Here is a 13,583-nt window from a genome sequence, read left to right on the forward strand (position 1 = left end):
CCATCATCATGGCATATTCGCGGCCTGAAGTAACTCAACGGCATGAGTGAGTGCGGCCTCAGATTCACTATGCCCCGAAAGCATCCGGGCAAGCTCCGCATGGCGTTCCTCATCACGCACGACGCGCACATCAGTACGTGCAGTATGCCCATCAGAGTGTTTCAGGACCACAATATGACAGTTTGCATCCGCTGCCACTTGAGCCAAATGGGTGACGGTAAGCACCTGGGCATGACGACCAATACGCGCTAATCGATGCCCGACTTCAAGTGCTGTTTTCCCGCCAATACCAGCGTCTACTTCATCAAAAATAAAGGTGTGATCTGGGCGCGGATCCGCATTAAGCGTGACCTCCAATGCCAGCATGATGCGTGACATTTCACCACCTGATGCTGCTGTATCCAATGGGAGCGGTCGCGCTCCCGCATGGGCGCTCAAATGAAAGACCACAGTATCGCATCCATGCTGCGCTGGAGTTTCCCGTTCCGTCATCTCAACAATAAATGTGGCATCTTTCATGGCTAGCTGATGCAGCTCTAGGGTCACCTGTTCTGCCAAACGATCTGCTGCCGCACGGCGAATCTTCGTCAGTTGCCTACCTACAGCTAACATATGATCGTTTGCTTGCTCATATTCGCCTTCGAGCTGGGCGAGATGTTCCTCCGGCAGACTCAAGGCTTCACGTCGCTGCTCAGCTATCTGACGTTGATGAATAATTTCATCTATTGACATGCCCAGCTCTCGCTGTAACGCTCTGAGTTGGGATCTGCGCTGATGAATCCGATTTAGCTCCTCCGGGTCGGCATCGATAGTAAGGAGTTGCGTGGCGATCCGCTGCGAAATATCTGCCAGTATTCCTTCTACCTCAGCGATTTCCGCCGCCATGTCACTTATATCTGTATTAATATCAGGTAACGACGTTAATAGCTGACGTACCTGCCCGACCAGGCTTACCGCTCCGGCATATTCATCGCCACCGTCTAAAGCCTCGGAAGATTGTGCTAAGGCCACGCGGAGTTCTTCGCTATGCTCAAGGCGAAGAATGCGACTGTGTAGTTCATCTTCTTCCCCAGCAAGCGGCTCAACCTCATCAACGCGAGCAATAAGAGCTTCCAACGCAAGACGCTCGGCCCCAGCCTGGCGCATTGCAGAACGAAACTCCTCACATTGCCGTTGCGCCTGCTCACGCCGCTGCCAAGCGAGAGAATATTGCGCAGCCACCTGCGCTAATTCTTCACCACCAAAACGATCAAGGGCTCTGCGCTGTTGGGCTTCGCTGCGGAGTTTAATCTGATCTGCCTGACCATGTACCGTCACCAGATATTGTGCAATATCAGTTAAAACTGCCATAGGAACCGCACGCCCGCCAGCATACGCGCGCGAACGCCCCGACGCCGGAATATGGCGAGCGAGAATCACCGCGACCTGATCCCCGTCAGCCTCATCCACCTGCCCGCCGGCCTCACGCACAATATCCACCACTGGGGAATCCGCTGCAACCAGAAACGTTGCCTCAACAACAGCCTCGGAGGCCCCCGCACGCACGAGAGTCGCTTCCGCTTTGCCTCCCATCAGCAAAGAAAGCGAGGTCAACGCCATGGTTTTCCCCGCGCCGGTTTCTCCAGTAATGGCGTTCATTCCGGAATCGAAGCGAACATTAGCTGTTTCGATGACTCCCAGGTTATAAATATCGAGCTGCTCAATCATTCGTCGTTCTCTTCATACATCACATTTGTTCGCCACCCATTGACTGGTAGATGAAATTTCCGTACCAGGCGACCAGAAAATGGGGAATCATTTAACCGAGCTAAGCGCACCGGATGCGCGCCTTTAACAGCAGTAATACGTGATCCAGCAGGAGCTGCGATTGAACGACGCCCATCACACCACACAACCGCGTCCTCACTGCGAATACCTACCTCTAACGTGGAATCCTTTGATACCACTAGCGGACGGGCAAATAAGGCATGCGCAGCAATTGGAGTTAATAACAGAGCCTGCACATCTGGCCAAACAATCGGGCCACCAGCCGAGAAACTGTATGCCGTAGAGCCCGTCGGAGTGGAAAGTAAGACGGTATCTGCTTTGAAGGACGATAAACCACGACCGTCTACCCCAATATCGGCTTCCAACATGCGCGCATACGGACCTTTTTCAACAGATGCCTCGTTCAACGCCCAGTCGTGATGGACTGTTCCATCCGGTTCAGTCACCGTAATATCAATGGTCAACCGCGAATCGACAGACCAGCGCCCCTCTACGATGGCGGATACGACGTCAAGAAGCGACGAGGGTTCAGCTTCCGCCAAAAAACCCACGTGCCCAAAATTGATCCCCAAAATGGGTATTTCATCGAGACGGGCAAGTTCTGCCGCACGTAAGATCGTGCCGTCACCACCAATGACTAAGATCAGGTCGATATGCGTCAGATCAGTTGCCTCATCAATAATGCATACGTGTGCGCCGGCCTGTTGCAGACGTTGAGCAGCAGTATCAGCAGAAGCGATGACGTCTTCGCGCGTCTCATGGGTGAGGATACCGACACTGACACTCATTTGCTCCTCCTTCACTCACAGTTCCATCGTATCCAGTTCAGCGCTTGGGCCTGCTGGACCTGATCGTACTGCGGTTTTAATGGCCGCTAAGAGGTTATCCCCAATGTCACGGTCCGCGTCACCGCCTGCTTTCATATGCAAAAAGTATTCTACATTTCCCTTAGGCCCAGGTAACGGCGAGGCCGCAACCGCACAAATCGTCAGCCCTGCTTCTTGAGCTGATCGCGCAACCCGATACACCGTTTCCACGTGGTGGCACACGTTACGCACGACGCCGCCTGCTCCTAACCGCTCCTTGCCGATCTCAAATTGCGGTTTAACCATCAGCAAAAAATCGGCGCTCTCGCTGGCACATCGCACGAGCGCAGGAATAACGAGAGTTAAGGAGATAAAAGACAGATCCCCCACCACTAAATCCGGAGCTGGAGCAACATCCGCCGGTTCTAAGGTGCGCACATTAGTTCGCTCACGCACACACACCCTCGGATCTTCGCGTAACCGCCAAGCGAGCTGACCATAGCCCACATCTACTGCCACAACTTCCCGAGCACCACGGCGCAAAAGCACATCCGTAAAACCGCCGGTGCTGGCACCAGCGTCCAATGCTCGTACCCCGCGAATCTGCGGCGCATTCTCGCCAAGCGCTTCGAGCGCACCTAACAGTTTGTAAGCCCCGCGTGAAGCATATTCAACCCGATCAGCATCGGATACCACAAGAGCTTGATCTTTTGTCATTTGGCGGGCCGGCTTCGTGACGAGCGTCCCGCCTAACGTGACCCGTCCAGCAGTGATCATCTCCTGCGCTTCAGTACGCGAACGAGCCATACCTCGTCGAACAAGCTCTGCGTCTACGCGAATAAAGTTTGCCATTGCCGCTTCGTTCTTTTTCTTTCAGTGCTAGCTACCGGATACCGCTGAGACGATTCGATAACTCGTGATGAATCTGCTCCAAAGTAGCAATCTGCTCATCAATACTGGCATCCTCCAGCTCAGCTAACAATGATGAAACATCACACGTCTGTCGATATTGTGCTGGCGGCATCGGAACGGGGCGAGCCGATGCTCCTTGCCCTGATTGCTGCGATATGCCATTACCCGACGTATCCGTTTGCACACGCGCGCCCACATGCCCCGACGAGAGATCCCCAGCCGGTGCTTGACTGCGCACGGGTTTTGCCGGGCTTGCCGTCGGCCGATGACGACGACGCTTACTGCTCATCACGCACCACCTCACATTGCGGTATCTGGCTCATCTCCACCGCTTCACCGCGGTCATAGAGTGCCCAGAATGCCGCGCTCAAAGCACGGTAATCATTGAGCGTTATCTGGTAATGCCCACACTGCACGGTAAAAGGCACACCGTTGAGAAGAATCTGTGCCGCATCATTTTCCACTACCGACGCACCACAGCACCACCGCCGCGTTCCACAGATCACTTCAGGAGCTGGACGATTCACGTCAGATAAATCAATCCCCAGATACGATGGACGATATTCCGGTGGTGCGCACAGCACATCGCGAGCGCTTACCACTCCTGTTAGTACGTGTAACGAAGCGAATCCTGCTGCATTGGCACCGGCAATATCTGTATCCAAGCGATCACCAACGCATAGCGGATTGCGCGCGCCAGTTTCTTCCATGGCAAGAACATACATATCCGGTGCTGGCTTTCCAGATGATAGTGGCTGGACCCCAGTTGCGCAGACCACTGCTGCCACCATCGCCCCATTACCTAGCATGTTCCCACGATCTTGCGGGGTGGTGGCATCGAGGTTTGTGGCAATGTACTGTGCTCCAGCTTGGATTGCCAAAGCTGCCTCGGATAGCTCACGGTAGGATATGTCGGCGCTGAGTCCGTGGATTACGGCTTCGGGGTGTTCGTCTGCAGATGTGACGACGCGCAGATCTGTTTGGGCTAGTTCAGCAAATAGGCCTTCTGTTCCTAGGGCCAGGACTTTAGCGCCTGGAGGCACATGTTGGCAGAGCTGACGGACTGCGGTGCGTGAGGAGGTGTATATCTCGTGGGGATGGGCAGGAATACCGTGCTCAGTGAGTTTGTCGGCTACTGCCTGTGCCGTTCGTGTGGAATTGTTCGTCAAAAAAGCAGTACGCATTCCAGCGTGACGCGCCAGCGCAATGCCCTGAGCTGCATACGGCACTGATTGCGATCCCCGATAACATACACCGTCTAAATCGAGTAAGAGATAGTCGTGCATGCTACTCAGCGGCTTCTCACTCGATAATAGCGTCGCCATTGTTGTCAATCCTCGCTGTTGTTAGTCCTCGTCATCCTCACGAGTGCGATCGACGTAAGCGTCAAGACCATCGAGATCGCTGAGCTCATCTAGGTCAGTTGTATCTTCACGATCGCCACCAATGCCGCGGTCGGTGCGCCCATGATGGTCGTTTTCATCGCTATCGTCAGCACTGTACTCATCGAATAATTCTGGATCTATCTCGGGGATAGCCGTATCCTTTTCGTCGGTTAACTCTGCGTCTTCCTCGTCAGCATTTACATCTTCGCCTTCGTCATCATCGCCCAGATTCGCACGCTCATCGGTTAGGCTCGCATATTTTTCCTGGCGGCTATCCGCGTTATCTGCGTTTCCCTCTGGCTCGTCTGCATATTCAGGATCAGCGTCAGCTCCGGTTTCTTTGCCACCAGCTCGGTCATTTTCTTCAGCTACGACGTAGTCCTCATCCAGTCCGTCAATCTCCGAGAAATCCGCTGTGTCAATAGCGTCTGCCCATAGGTCGTGCGGATCGGATTCCCGATCGGATTCGCTCTCTTGCAGTCCCTCATTATCAGTATTAGATCCAACCGTCTGCGCACTATGAGTTGCCGAGGTATCTACCAAATCATCGAGTACGTCGTCGAGATCAATCATCATATCCCCGCCGACATCGCAATACACTGGCTCCCACTGTTCGCGCAATGCAGCCGCTTCCTCCGTTCGACCACATTCTTCTAGTCGATCTGCCTTAATGAGTTGCACGCGCGCCGCTAATTCCCGAGGGAGTTGGTCAATAATAATTTTCTCTACTACCCGTAAGCCGCCTTCACTATCTCCGATGTCAGCGCGCGCCCCCGAGGTCACTAATGCAAGTTCGATCTGTGCCTGCGGTTCGAGTCGATTAAGGGCAATACCTTCAATAAAACGCAAGGCTTTCTCCGAACGTCCTAGACCGCGTTCCGCATCCGCTTCAATCGCCACATGCGTATAGTCGTCACTCATTCGACGATAGGTACGCAGTTCGCGGAGTGCTTCCGAGTAGCGTTCCGTGGCATAAGCCGTTAACCCTAACGCTTCCCGCACAATATCAATGCGCGCCGCACGCCCGTATGCGGCTCGGGCATGCTGATAGGCAACCTCTGGATCAATATCGAGCATTTCACCGGCATAAGCGAGGTGCCGCGCAACATAATCGGCATTATCGCGGTTCAAAGAACGTAAATGTTTCCGGGCTGCCCCATCCAAGGATTCCGGGGTAATTGACGGTGGAATATCGGCTATTGAAGCCCCTATCTCCTTTTGTTCCCGCTGCGGAGAGCGCCCAGGACGCGGACGATCGGCGTATCTGCGATCTTCATCGCGCCCATGCTCGGCACGGAAACGGTAATCCGAGGCCGCTCCCTCATAGTTTTCTCGTCCCACACCGTATTCTTCGGGCATTTCCCGTTGCATATCGCGGGATTGACGCCGCTCGTCAAAGCGTTGATTAAAGCGAGATTCACCGCCCGAACGTGAGCCACTCCAACGCCTGTCAGAGAACGAATCCGCTGACCGACGAGAATCCTCATACCGGCGAGAACCTCGGTTTCCCTCGCGATATTCCACTCGGTATCCGTCATGACGCTCGGTTTCTCGGGATCTAACATGCGCGTTTTCATAACGGTCATATCGATTCTCACCATAGCGAGATTGCCCTCGACGCGAGTCAAAACGCTGTGTGCGTTCCCCGCTGCCACGCTTCGTATTATCCTCACGCGCCCACTGGCGTTTCCCGTCCGAATACGCATTATGCGAGCGACGATCGTCTCGATCCCAGTTATGAGTGCGACCATGCCAGGAATCCCGTTGCGTAGCAGAATCTCGCCCACTGCCTGCATAGCGCTTGCGGCCGTCTGCGTCGGACCACTGGTTACCACGATATTCTCGCCGCGTATCCCGATCCGAGAAACGTCGATTCTCTGAACGCTCACCATCGCGCTCACGCGACCAACGCCGTTCGCCGCCATCCGTGTTTTCCCAGCGCCGATAACCACCAGAAGCAGCACGGGCAGACGACCCATATCCACGACGCCCATTCCCTCGACGTTCATAACTGCCGTATGACTTTCCATCCCGACCTTGGTCTTCTCGGGCGTAGCCATTTCGCTCTGAACCTTCCCGAGAGTAGCGGGCTTCACCGCGCCCCGCCGTTCGGTCATCATTGCGACGAGCAGCACCGCGGCCATCGCGGGACCACCCATCTGCATGGGAAGCAAAGCGTTGCGAACGACCACGACGGGAGGAACCACCATCGCGTGCGGCCGGTTGCCAACCGGAGGATTTCTTCTGCGGGCGCCCAGAACGATCGTTATATTCTCTATCAGACATGACATCCTCACGGTTCAGTTATCAAACAGCGCCACTCGGGATTCCCGAGGATACGGCGTACCTACCTAGAATACCGGAATGTATTGCCTAGCTGAGCGTGCTGTTAGCGACAACTCAACTAAAGCAACGATACGAACGTTATTCTCTGGCATGATCCCGTAATATTCCTGCAATATGCCAACGAGTGAACCCCATAGCATCTGTTCTCCTCTGCTCATCCATAGTTTTCTGTCATATAGTGCTACCAGTGGCGCCGCATAGCGATTACCGTATATGGACTGTCTAGGTGGACACACAGGAAATCACTCCTCCAAGGAGTTCTCTTTTCCTAATTCTTCCCCAGGCACTTGCTATCTACACATTTTCAGTTTCCGGTACAGCGTAGACACTTTGGCGCATGCCGCGTCAGCGAAATTCCCCCCCCCCATAGAAACGTGTGATAACACCTATATTCACACCAAAAAATCCTGATAACAACGATTCCATAAAGATTAGAAAAGCGATCGCATACTTGAATATACGCCTTATATACATAAAAGGTATTGCGGATCTACTTCTCACATTCTATTATTATGGTAACGATTCCATAAGAATTGTTTTACGGCACCGTCGCCTAAGGAGAACAACCCATGAATAATCTCCCGAAAATGACCAGCCAAACTCAACAACACAGTCCTTTCTCTTTGATGTGGCAATTCGCCACAGACCCAGAACAAAACACACTATGGTCTGCAGATTCCGCAATAGAATCCTGGTTAGCCACCGAACGAGGTCTAGCACTAGCTCAAGGAGAGCTAGGAATTATTGATCCAGACACGGCGCAACACATCGCACGCGCAGCAGTATTAGAAAATATTGACCGAGACGAGCTATGGAAAGTCGGTAAAAACGTCGGCTACCCCATCCTTGGGTTAGTTCGTCAAATTTCTGCGCATCTACCCGAAGGTCCAAACGGGCGCGTCCACTACGGGGCAACAACGCAAGACATCATGGATACAGGTCTGGCGCTACAAATGAGCCGTTCCGTCGAATACCTTGACCATCAACTGCAACGCTTCGGCGATGCGCTAGCAACACATGCCCGCCAACACGCACACTCGATCATGCCGGGGCGCACACACGCCCAACAAGCCGTTCCCACCACCTTCGGCGCAACACTAGCAACGCTCCTCGATCAGGTACGCCGCCAACGCGAACGGCTCCCTGCCACACATCAACGAGTTCGCGTCATATCCCTATTTGGCGCAGGCGGTACCAATGCCGCTCAAGGGAAAAATCACCTGAGATTCGCGCCCACCTTGCCCGCATACTCCGATTAACGGATCCCGTCATCCCGTGGCATACCGACCGTGATGTTCTTGCCGAATTCGGCTGGACATGCGCCTCCTTGACTGGAACATTAGCTAAATTTGGCCGGAACATCGTCGATTTATCCTGGAGGGAAATCGGTGAAGTATTTGAACCCTACAATCCACACCGGGGTGCCTCGTCCACAATGCCACAGAAAGTCAATCCCATATCCTCCGAACTAATGATCGGAGTGGCAGCCTGCGCTGGCGCAATGGCGTCATCTCTGGTGCGGATGCAAGAAGCAGGGCACGAACGAGCAGCCGGAGAATGGCAAGCCTAATGGCTCATCATCCCACAATTAGGCTGCCTGGCTAGTTCTGGACTGTTTGCTGCCAACGAAGCTGCTGCAGGACTCCGAGTAGATACCGAACGGATGATACAAAATCTGACGCTCGATGGCGGCCTCATTATGGCTGAAGCACAGATGATCCAACTAGCAGCCGCAATGGGCTGAGAAAATGCTCACGATTTAGTCTACGAAGCTGCCACCCGAGCACGCCTGAGCGGGCGAATCCTCGCCGATGTTCTCCCTGAAGTCGCACGCGAACAAGGAAAAGATCACTTATTACCAGATCCGCTCGTCACCGCCCAAGATTACATCGGCGAAGCAGAACTCATGGTTGGCGCTGCAATTGACCGCTGGAACGACACCCAGTGCCTCGATCTCTCTCCCGCTCTCCACACCTTAGCCTCAGCAGCTAACTAACCTGCCAGCTCACAGCAACAGGAGAAAATGAACATGTCTCACACTCCACGGCGCGATCCCAGGAAAGAGCGCGCAGCTAAAACATCTGCTTAGCACACACATAGTGTCGGGGCAACCGTATCGCAACGGCTATGGCGTTACCTCGTTCCGATTGCTGCCGGATTCCTCATCTGGCTCATCCCCCATCCGGCAGCGAGCACGTCACATGCCTGGACGATGTTTGCGGTATTCAGCGCCACTATTATCGCTATTATTACCAAACCTATGCCGATGGGAGCGGTATCTGTTATCGGCATGCTCGTGGGCGCACTCATCGGAGTCACCCCGTTAAGCGCAACAGAAAACGCAAAAGTCACTGCACTGTCCGGCTTTGGCAACTCCACAATCTGGCTTATCGTCACTGCTTTCCTGATTTCACGGAGCTTTATCAAAACGGGTCTTGGCAGACGCATAGCCTTATGGTTTGTCTCAAAAATCGGTGGCCACATGCTTGGCGTCTCCTACGGCTTAGCACTCGCCGATTTAGTCATGTCCCCCGCTATTCCATCTGCCACTGCTCGCGGAGCTGGCATCATGTATCCCATCATGCGTTCTGTCGCTGAAACCTACGATTCCCAACCAGGGCCAACTGCCCGTCGCGCCGGAGCATTTCTCGCCATTAACGTCGGGCAAGTAAACGCGATTACCTGCGCAATGTTCCTCACTTCTATGACCGGCAATCCCCTCATTGCCGCCCTTGCAGCAGATTCCGCAGGCGTGAGTCTCACCTGGGGGCAATGGGCATTAGCCTCTATCGTTCCAGGAGTAGCAGCATTATTAGTCGTTCCCTACGTCGTCTACCGCGTATATCCACCGGAGCTAAAACGCACTCCAGAAGTCGTGGAAATGGCAAAAGCTGAACTTAAGAGAATCGGGCGGATAACTCGCGACGAGATCATTATGGCAGGCACTTTCGTTCTGCTGCTCTTCTTGTGGACCGTCGCAGATGCTTTGTGGGCGCTGCCAGCAACCACAGCCGGATTCATCGGACTAGCCGTTTTAATTCTTACTAACGTCTTAACCTGGGATGACGTCATTAGCGAAAAATCTGCCTGGGATACGATGATCTGGTTTGCCATTCTCGTCATGATGGCAAACGCACTGTCAGCTTTCGGCCCATGGCGTGGGTGTCGAAATATATTGCTGGATCTGTCAGCGGAATGCACTGGATTGTAGGGTTCATCATCCTGACTTTGTTCTACTTCTATTCGCATTACTTCTTCGCTTCAGCAACAGCACACATCACAGCTATGTATGCGGCTTTCCTCGGAGCTGCCATCGCTATCGGTACTCCGCCCTTGATGGCTGCCCTTGTCCTAGCATTCATTTCCAATCTCTTCACATCCTTGACGCAGTACTCTGGCGGAGCCTCGCCAGGTCTGTTTGGATCTGGTTACAATACTGTTTCACAATGGTGGCGCGTGAGCTTCATAGCCTCTATCGCGTCAATTGCAGTGTGGATGGGCATCGGAAGTGCCTGGATGAAGGTGATTGGATTATGGTGACGTCCTCGTCTCAACCGGAATTTCAGGGGATCATCCCATACCTCGTCTCGCCATTAACTGCAGAAAATGAGGTCAACGAAACGGTATTGCGGCAACTTGTCTCATATCTGATTGAATGTGGCGTCCACGGGTTATCTCCACTGGGATCGACGGGCGAAGTCATGTACCTCACTCAGGAGCAGCGTGAACGTATCGTTGCAATCACGGTTGATGAGGCTGCCGGACGAGTCCCCGTCATTCCTGGTATCGCCGCCTTCTCTTGCCATGACGCAGCAACTCAGGCGCAACGGATGGCAGCATTAGGTGCCAACGGATTAGTCGCCATTCAACAACATTATTTTCCTGTTTCTGCCAGCGGAATCGAACAGTTTTTCACGGCAATCGCTACCGCAACGGATCTTCCAGTAGTGCTATATACCAACCCTCGACTCAATGGAGGAATTCCGATAGATGTTGTGTGCCGACTCGCCGAGCTACCAACGGTTCAATATATGAAAGACGCCTCTGGAGTAACGGGATATCAATTGAGTATCTCTAACCGGCTCGGAGATAGGATAAAGTTCTTCTCTGCTTCGGCACATATCCCAGCAAGCGTTATGGAGCTAGGCGGTGTTGGGTGGATGGCTGGTCCAGCTTGCGTCGTTCCACAGGCGGCGATCGCTCTGTGGGATGCCTATCAGCAGGGAGATCACAATAGGTTATGGCAGTTACAGCGTGCTCTGTGGCCTATTAATGAACTATTCCAAAAGTATTCCTTAGCTGCGCTCATCAAAGCAGCATTATCCATCCGAGGCTTTGACGTAGGTGCCCCCATTCCTCCGCTTTCTCCCATACCAGAAAATGCATGGGACGAATGCCGTACTGCTCTCGCTCACGCTGACCAGAGCCTAACCTGAGCGCAGGCGAGATACCCCTGTTCCTCTCCAAAGGACGCTGTTCATTGTAAGATCGGTACCAGTACAGATCTTATAAGGGAGGGCGCAACGTGGGTCAGGATCATAATGAATCTCGTTCTGGCCCACGCGCTCGCCCATTATTGCGCGATGTTGCTTCACTGGCACGAGTTGGAACAGGGACCGTCTCGCGGGTACTGAATAACTCTGGGCCCGTAGCCGAGGAAACACGCCAACGTGTGCTTGATGCGGTAACAAAGCTGGGATACCGACCAGATCCTTTCGCTCGTGGTCTGCGCTCTCGATCCACGCGTCTTATCGGATTAATTCTGCCTGACCTGCTCAATGAGTTTTATGCGCAAGCATCCACTGTCATTGCGGAAAAGCTCGTCCAGGCAGGATTTCAGCTACTGGTATCAACAGCTAATACTCCTCAGCAGGAGCTTGCTGCCTTGGAATCACTCGTCGATATGCATGTTGACGGCATTATCAACGTTCCATCCAGTAATGAGGTTACTCTCCCTGACGATATTCCGATCGTTCAGCTTAACCGTTACTCGATTAATAGCAAGGCTCCTGCTGTACTCTGCGATGAGCAACACGGTTTCTTCGAGCTCATGAATCTTGTGCTACATGCTGGACACCGAGATATTGCTATCGTCATTGGCAATCCACATCATTCAACAACTCGTGAACGCCTTAATGGCATGCGGTTGGCCTGTGCCCCTTTTGGCTTGGTCGTGCCAGAGCAAGGAGGCGTTGAGTCACCGGCAGGACGAGTGCAGGTCTTATGTGGCGAGTATTCCCAACAGTGGGGTGAATCAGCCATTGATGAGATATTCAACGCAGATACGGCTTCCCTAACACAGAAAACCAACTCGCAAATAGAAGGTGGGCATACAGATCACCACCACAGGTGGCAGCCCAGCGTCATCGTTGCCTCCTCACCGCGTATTGCCTCAGGTGTGGTGTGTGCATTATCGCGCCACAATATACGTATCCCTGAGGATATTTCTGTTGTCGCTTATGACGATCCCCAGTGGTATTCCCTGTGGAGTCCGGGCATGACCGCTCTTGTTGCGCCCATGTCTGAGATGGGCGCTTTAGCGGCTGAGCTCCTTCTTAAACGTATTGCCGGTGAGGAAATAGACTCTCGCAACCATTACCTGACAGCGCATATTGAGCGGCGCGGCTCTCTTATAGAACGGAGTTGCCAGCATGATTCTTGAAGAAAATCAGATTCCAGATCAAGAAGAGCTAATAGCGCTTTACGATTCGGTGCGCTGGAGTTCCTATACTGACAATGCAGAATCTTTATTTGCCGGTATTGCCAATTCTCGTTACCTTGTTACTGCGCGTAATGACGAGGGGAAACTTATTGGTCTTGCCCGAATTATTGGCGATGGCTACACAATCGCATATCTGCAAGACATACTTGTTCATCCCGATTATCAGCACTGCGGTATTGGGCGACAACTCATAGAGGCGGTATTTGCACCGTTTCATCACTGTCGCCAACATGTGCTCATCACGGACGCAGAACCGTACCAACGCCGTTTTTATGAATCAGCAGGATTCGTAGAAGCCCGTGACTGGGATAAAGATTCTGGGCAAATTCGCTGTTTTCTGCGATTCAACAATCCTAATCGTTAACAGCAAGCTTTCTTGTCTTGCCAGATACGATAATCTTGCTAGGTTTTCCTTTTCCACTAGCGATTAGAAAAAGTAATCGTCCCGCTATGGATAAGAAATCACCTCTTCGTATTTATGCACTTATAGGCAGACGGCCCTGTCCACCTAAATAGTCTGTGTGTTTTTGGGTGTGTGTTAGGCGCGGAGAGAAGTGTTTTTTCTCTTCGCGCCTATGTGTTGTTATGTGGTTGTGTGACGGCGGTGTCCTACTCTCCCACACCCTCGCGGGTGCAGTACCATCG

General features: G+C 53.0%; 13 protein-coding genes and 2 pseudogenes. 8 read left to right on the plus strand and 7 right to left on the minus strand.

Going from position 1 to position 13,583, the window contains the following annotated elements:
* Positions 1 to 6: 6 nt before the first annotated feature.
* From recN to ACLHIL_RS02785, 7 genes are all read right to left on the minus strand, one after another.
* Complete coding sequence (gene recN / locus ACLHIL_RS02755) at positions 7 to 1,707, minus strand: DNA repair protein RecN (RefSeq protein WP_411296422.1); 1,701 nt, start codon at positions 1,705 to 1,707, stop codon at positions 7 to 9.
* Positions 1,704 to 2,555: an NAD kinase gene (locus tag ACLHIL_RS02760; protein ID WP_411296423.1), complete on the minus strand. Its 852-nt coding sequence runs from the start codon at positions 2,553 to 2,555 to the stop codon at positions 1,704 to 1,706. Before ACLHIL_RS02760 ends, recN begins: the two co-directional genes overlap by 4 nt.
* A gap of 15 nt (positions 2,556 to 2,570) precedes the next feature.
* A complete protein-coding gene (locus ACLHIL_RS02765) occupies positions 2,571 to 3,425 on the minus strand; it encodes a TlyA family RNA methyltransferase (protein WP_411296424.1) in 855 nt (284 codons plus the stop codon).
* Positions 3,426 to 3,456: 31 nt separating this feature from the next.
* Positions 3,457 to 3,774, minus strand: coding sequence for a hypothetical protein (locus ACLHIL_RS02770; RefSeq protein WP_411296425.1), 318 nt, complete (start codon positions 3,772 to 3,774; stop codon positions 3,457 to 3,459).
* Positions 3,764 to 4,810, minus strand: a complete 1,047-nt coding sequence (locus ACLHIL_RS02775) for an HAD-IIA family hydrolase (protein WP_411296426.1) — start codon at positions 4,808 to 4,810, stop codon at positions 3,764 to 3,766. The genes ACLHIL_RS02770 and ACLHIL_RS02775 overlap by 11 nt, the downstream gene beginning before the upstream one ends.
* A gap of 21 nt (positions 4,811 to 4,831) precedes the next feature.
* A complete protein-coding gene (locus tag ACLHIL_RS02780) occupies positions 4,832 to 7,156 on the minus strand; it encodes a hypothetical protein (RefSeq protein WP_411296427.1) in 2,325 nt (774 codons plus the stop codon).
* A 65-nt stretch (positions 7,157 to 7,221) separates the two neighbouring features.
* Positions 7,222 to 7,356, minus strand: coding sequence for a hypothetical protein (locus ACLHIL_RS02785; RefSeq protein ID WP_411296428.1), 135 nt, complete (start codon positions 7,354 to 7,356; stop codon positions 7,222 to 7,224).
* Positions 7,357 to 7,785: 429 nt separating this feature from the next.
* Here ACLHIL_RS02785 and ACLHIL_RS02790 point away from each other — a divergent pair, with 429 nt between their 5' ends.
* The 8 genes and pseudogenes from ACLHIL_RS02790 to ACLHIL_RS02825 all read left to right on the plus strand — a co-directional run bounded on the left by ACLHIL_RS02790 (position 7,786) and on the right by ACLHIL_RS02825 (position 13,302).
* A complete protein-coding gene (locus ACLHIL_RS02790) occupies positions 7,786 to 8,475 on the plus strand; it encodes a lyase family protein (protein WP_411296429.1) in 690 nt (229 codons plus the stop codon).
* Positions 8,476 to 8,486: 11 nt separating this feature from the next.
* Positions 8,487 to 8,645 (plus strand): annotated as a pseudogene (locus ACLHIL_RS02795) (3-carboxy-cis,cis-muconate cycloisomerase); the annotation flags it as partial.
* Between the two features lie 6 nt (positions 8,646 to 8,651).
* Positions 8,652 to 8,786 (plus strand): hypothetical protein, encoded by a 135-nt coding sequence (locus ACLHIL_RS02800; RefSeq protein ID WP_411296430.1) that lies wholly within the window; start codon positions 8,652 to 8,654, stop codon positions 8,784 to 8,786.
* Between the two features lie 561 nt (positions 8,787 to 9,347).
* Positions 9,348 to 10,427: pseudogene (locus ACLHIL_RS02805) on the plus strand (DASS family sodium-coupled anion symporter); the annotation flags it as partial.
* Positions 10,379 to 10,756: an anion permease gene (locus ACLHIL_RS02810; RefSeq protein WP_411296431.1), complete on the plus strand. Its 378-nt coding sequence runs from the start codon at positions 10,379 to 10,381 to the stop codon at positions 10,754 to 10,756. The pseudogene ACLHIL_RS02805 and the gene ACLHIL_RS02810, both read left to right, overlap by 49 nt.
* A complete protein-coding gene (locus ACLHIL_RS02815; protein ID WP_411296432.1) occupies positions 10,750 to 11,652 on the plus strand; it encodes a dihydrodipicolinate synthase family protein in 903 nt (300 codons plus the stop codon). Before ACLHIL_RS02810 ends, ACLHIL_RS02815 begins: the two co-directional genes overlap by 7 nt.
* Before the next feature lie 89 nt (positions 11,653 to 11,741).
* Complete coding sequence (locus ACLHIL_RS02820) at positions 11,742 to 12,878, plus strand: LacI family DNA-binding transcriptional regulator (RefSeq protein ID WP_411296433.1); 1,137 nt, start codon at positions 11,742 to 11,744, stop codon at positions 12,876 to 12,878.
* Positions 12,868 to 13,302 carry a GNAT family N-acetyltransferase gene (locus ACLHIL_RS02825; RefSeq protein ID WP_411296434.1) on the plus strand — a complete coding sequence of 145 codons (435 nt, stop codon included), beginning with the start codon at positions 12,868 to 12,870 and terminating at the stop codon, positions 13,300 to 13,302. The genes ACLHIL_RS02820 and ACLHIL_RS02825 overlap by 11 nt, the downstream gene beginning before the upstream one ends.
* Positions 13,303 to 13,583 lie beyond the last annotated feature (281 nt).

This window comes from Trueperella sp. LYQ143 (assembly GCF_046599595.1).
Classification (GTDB): domain Bacteria; phylum Actinomycetota; class Actinomycetes; order Actinomycetales; family Actinomycetaceae; genus Trueperella.

Coding starts and splice junctions, on each gene's coding strand:
- ACLHIL_RS02760 (WP_411296423.1), bottom strand. CDS start 2,555: ATGAGTGTCAGTGTCGGTATCCTCACCCATGAGACGCGCGAAGACGTC.
- ACLHIL_RS02770 (WP_411296425.1), bottom strand. CDS start 3,774: ATGAGCAGTAAGCGTCGTCGTCATCGGCCGACGGCAAGCCCGGCAAAA.
- ACLHIL_RS02785 (WP_411296428.1), bottom strand. CDS start 7,356: ATGCTATGGGGTTCACTCGTTGGCATATTGCAGGAATATTACGGGATC.
- ACLHIL_RS02780 (WP_411296427.1), bottom strand. CDS start 7,156: ATGTCTGATAGAGAATATAACGATCGTTCTGGGCGCCCGCAGAAGAAA.
- ACLHIL_RS02800 (WP_411296430.1), top strand. CDS start 8,652: ATGCCACAGAAAGTCAATCCCATATCCTCCGAACTAATGATCGGAGTG.
- ACLHIL_RS02790 (WP_411296429.1), top strand. CDS start 7,786: ATGAATAATCTCCCGAAAATGACCAGCCAAACTCAACAACACAGTCCT.
- ACLHIL_RS02825 (WP_411296434.1), top strand. CDS start 12,868: ATGATTCTTGAAGAAAATCAGATTCCAGATCAAGAAGAGCTAATAGCG.
- ACLHIL_RS02765 (WP_411296424.1), bottom strand. CDS start 3,425: ATGGCAAACTTTATTCGCGTAGACGCAGAGCTTGTTCGACGAGGTATG.
- ACLHIL_RS02775 (WP_411296426.1), bottom strand. CDS start 4,810: ATGGCGACGCTATTATCGAGTGAGAAGCCGCTGAGTAGCATGCACGAC.
- ACLHIL_RS02815 (WP_411296432.1), top strand. CDS start 10,750: ATGGTGACGTCCTCGTCTCAACCGGAATTTCAGGGGATCATCCCATAC.
- recN (WP_411296422.1), bottom strand. CDS start 1,707: ATGATTGAGCAGCTCGATATTTATAACCTGGGAGTCATCGAAACAGCT.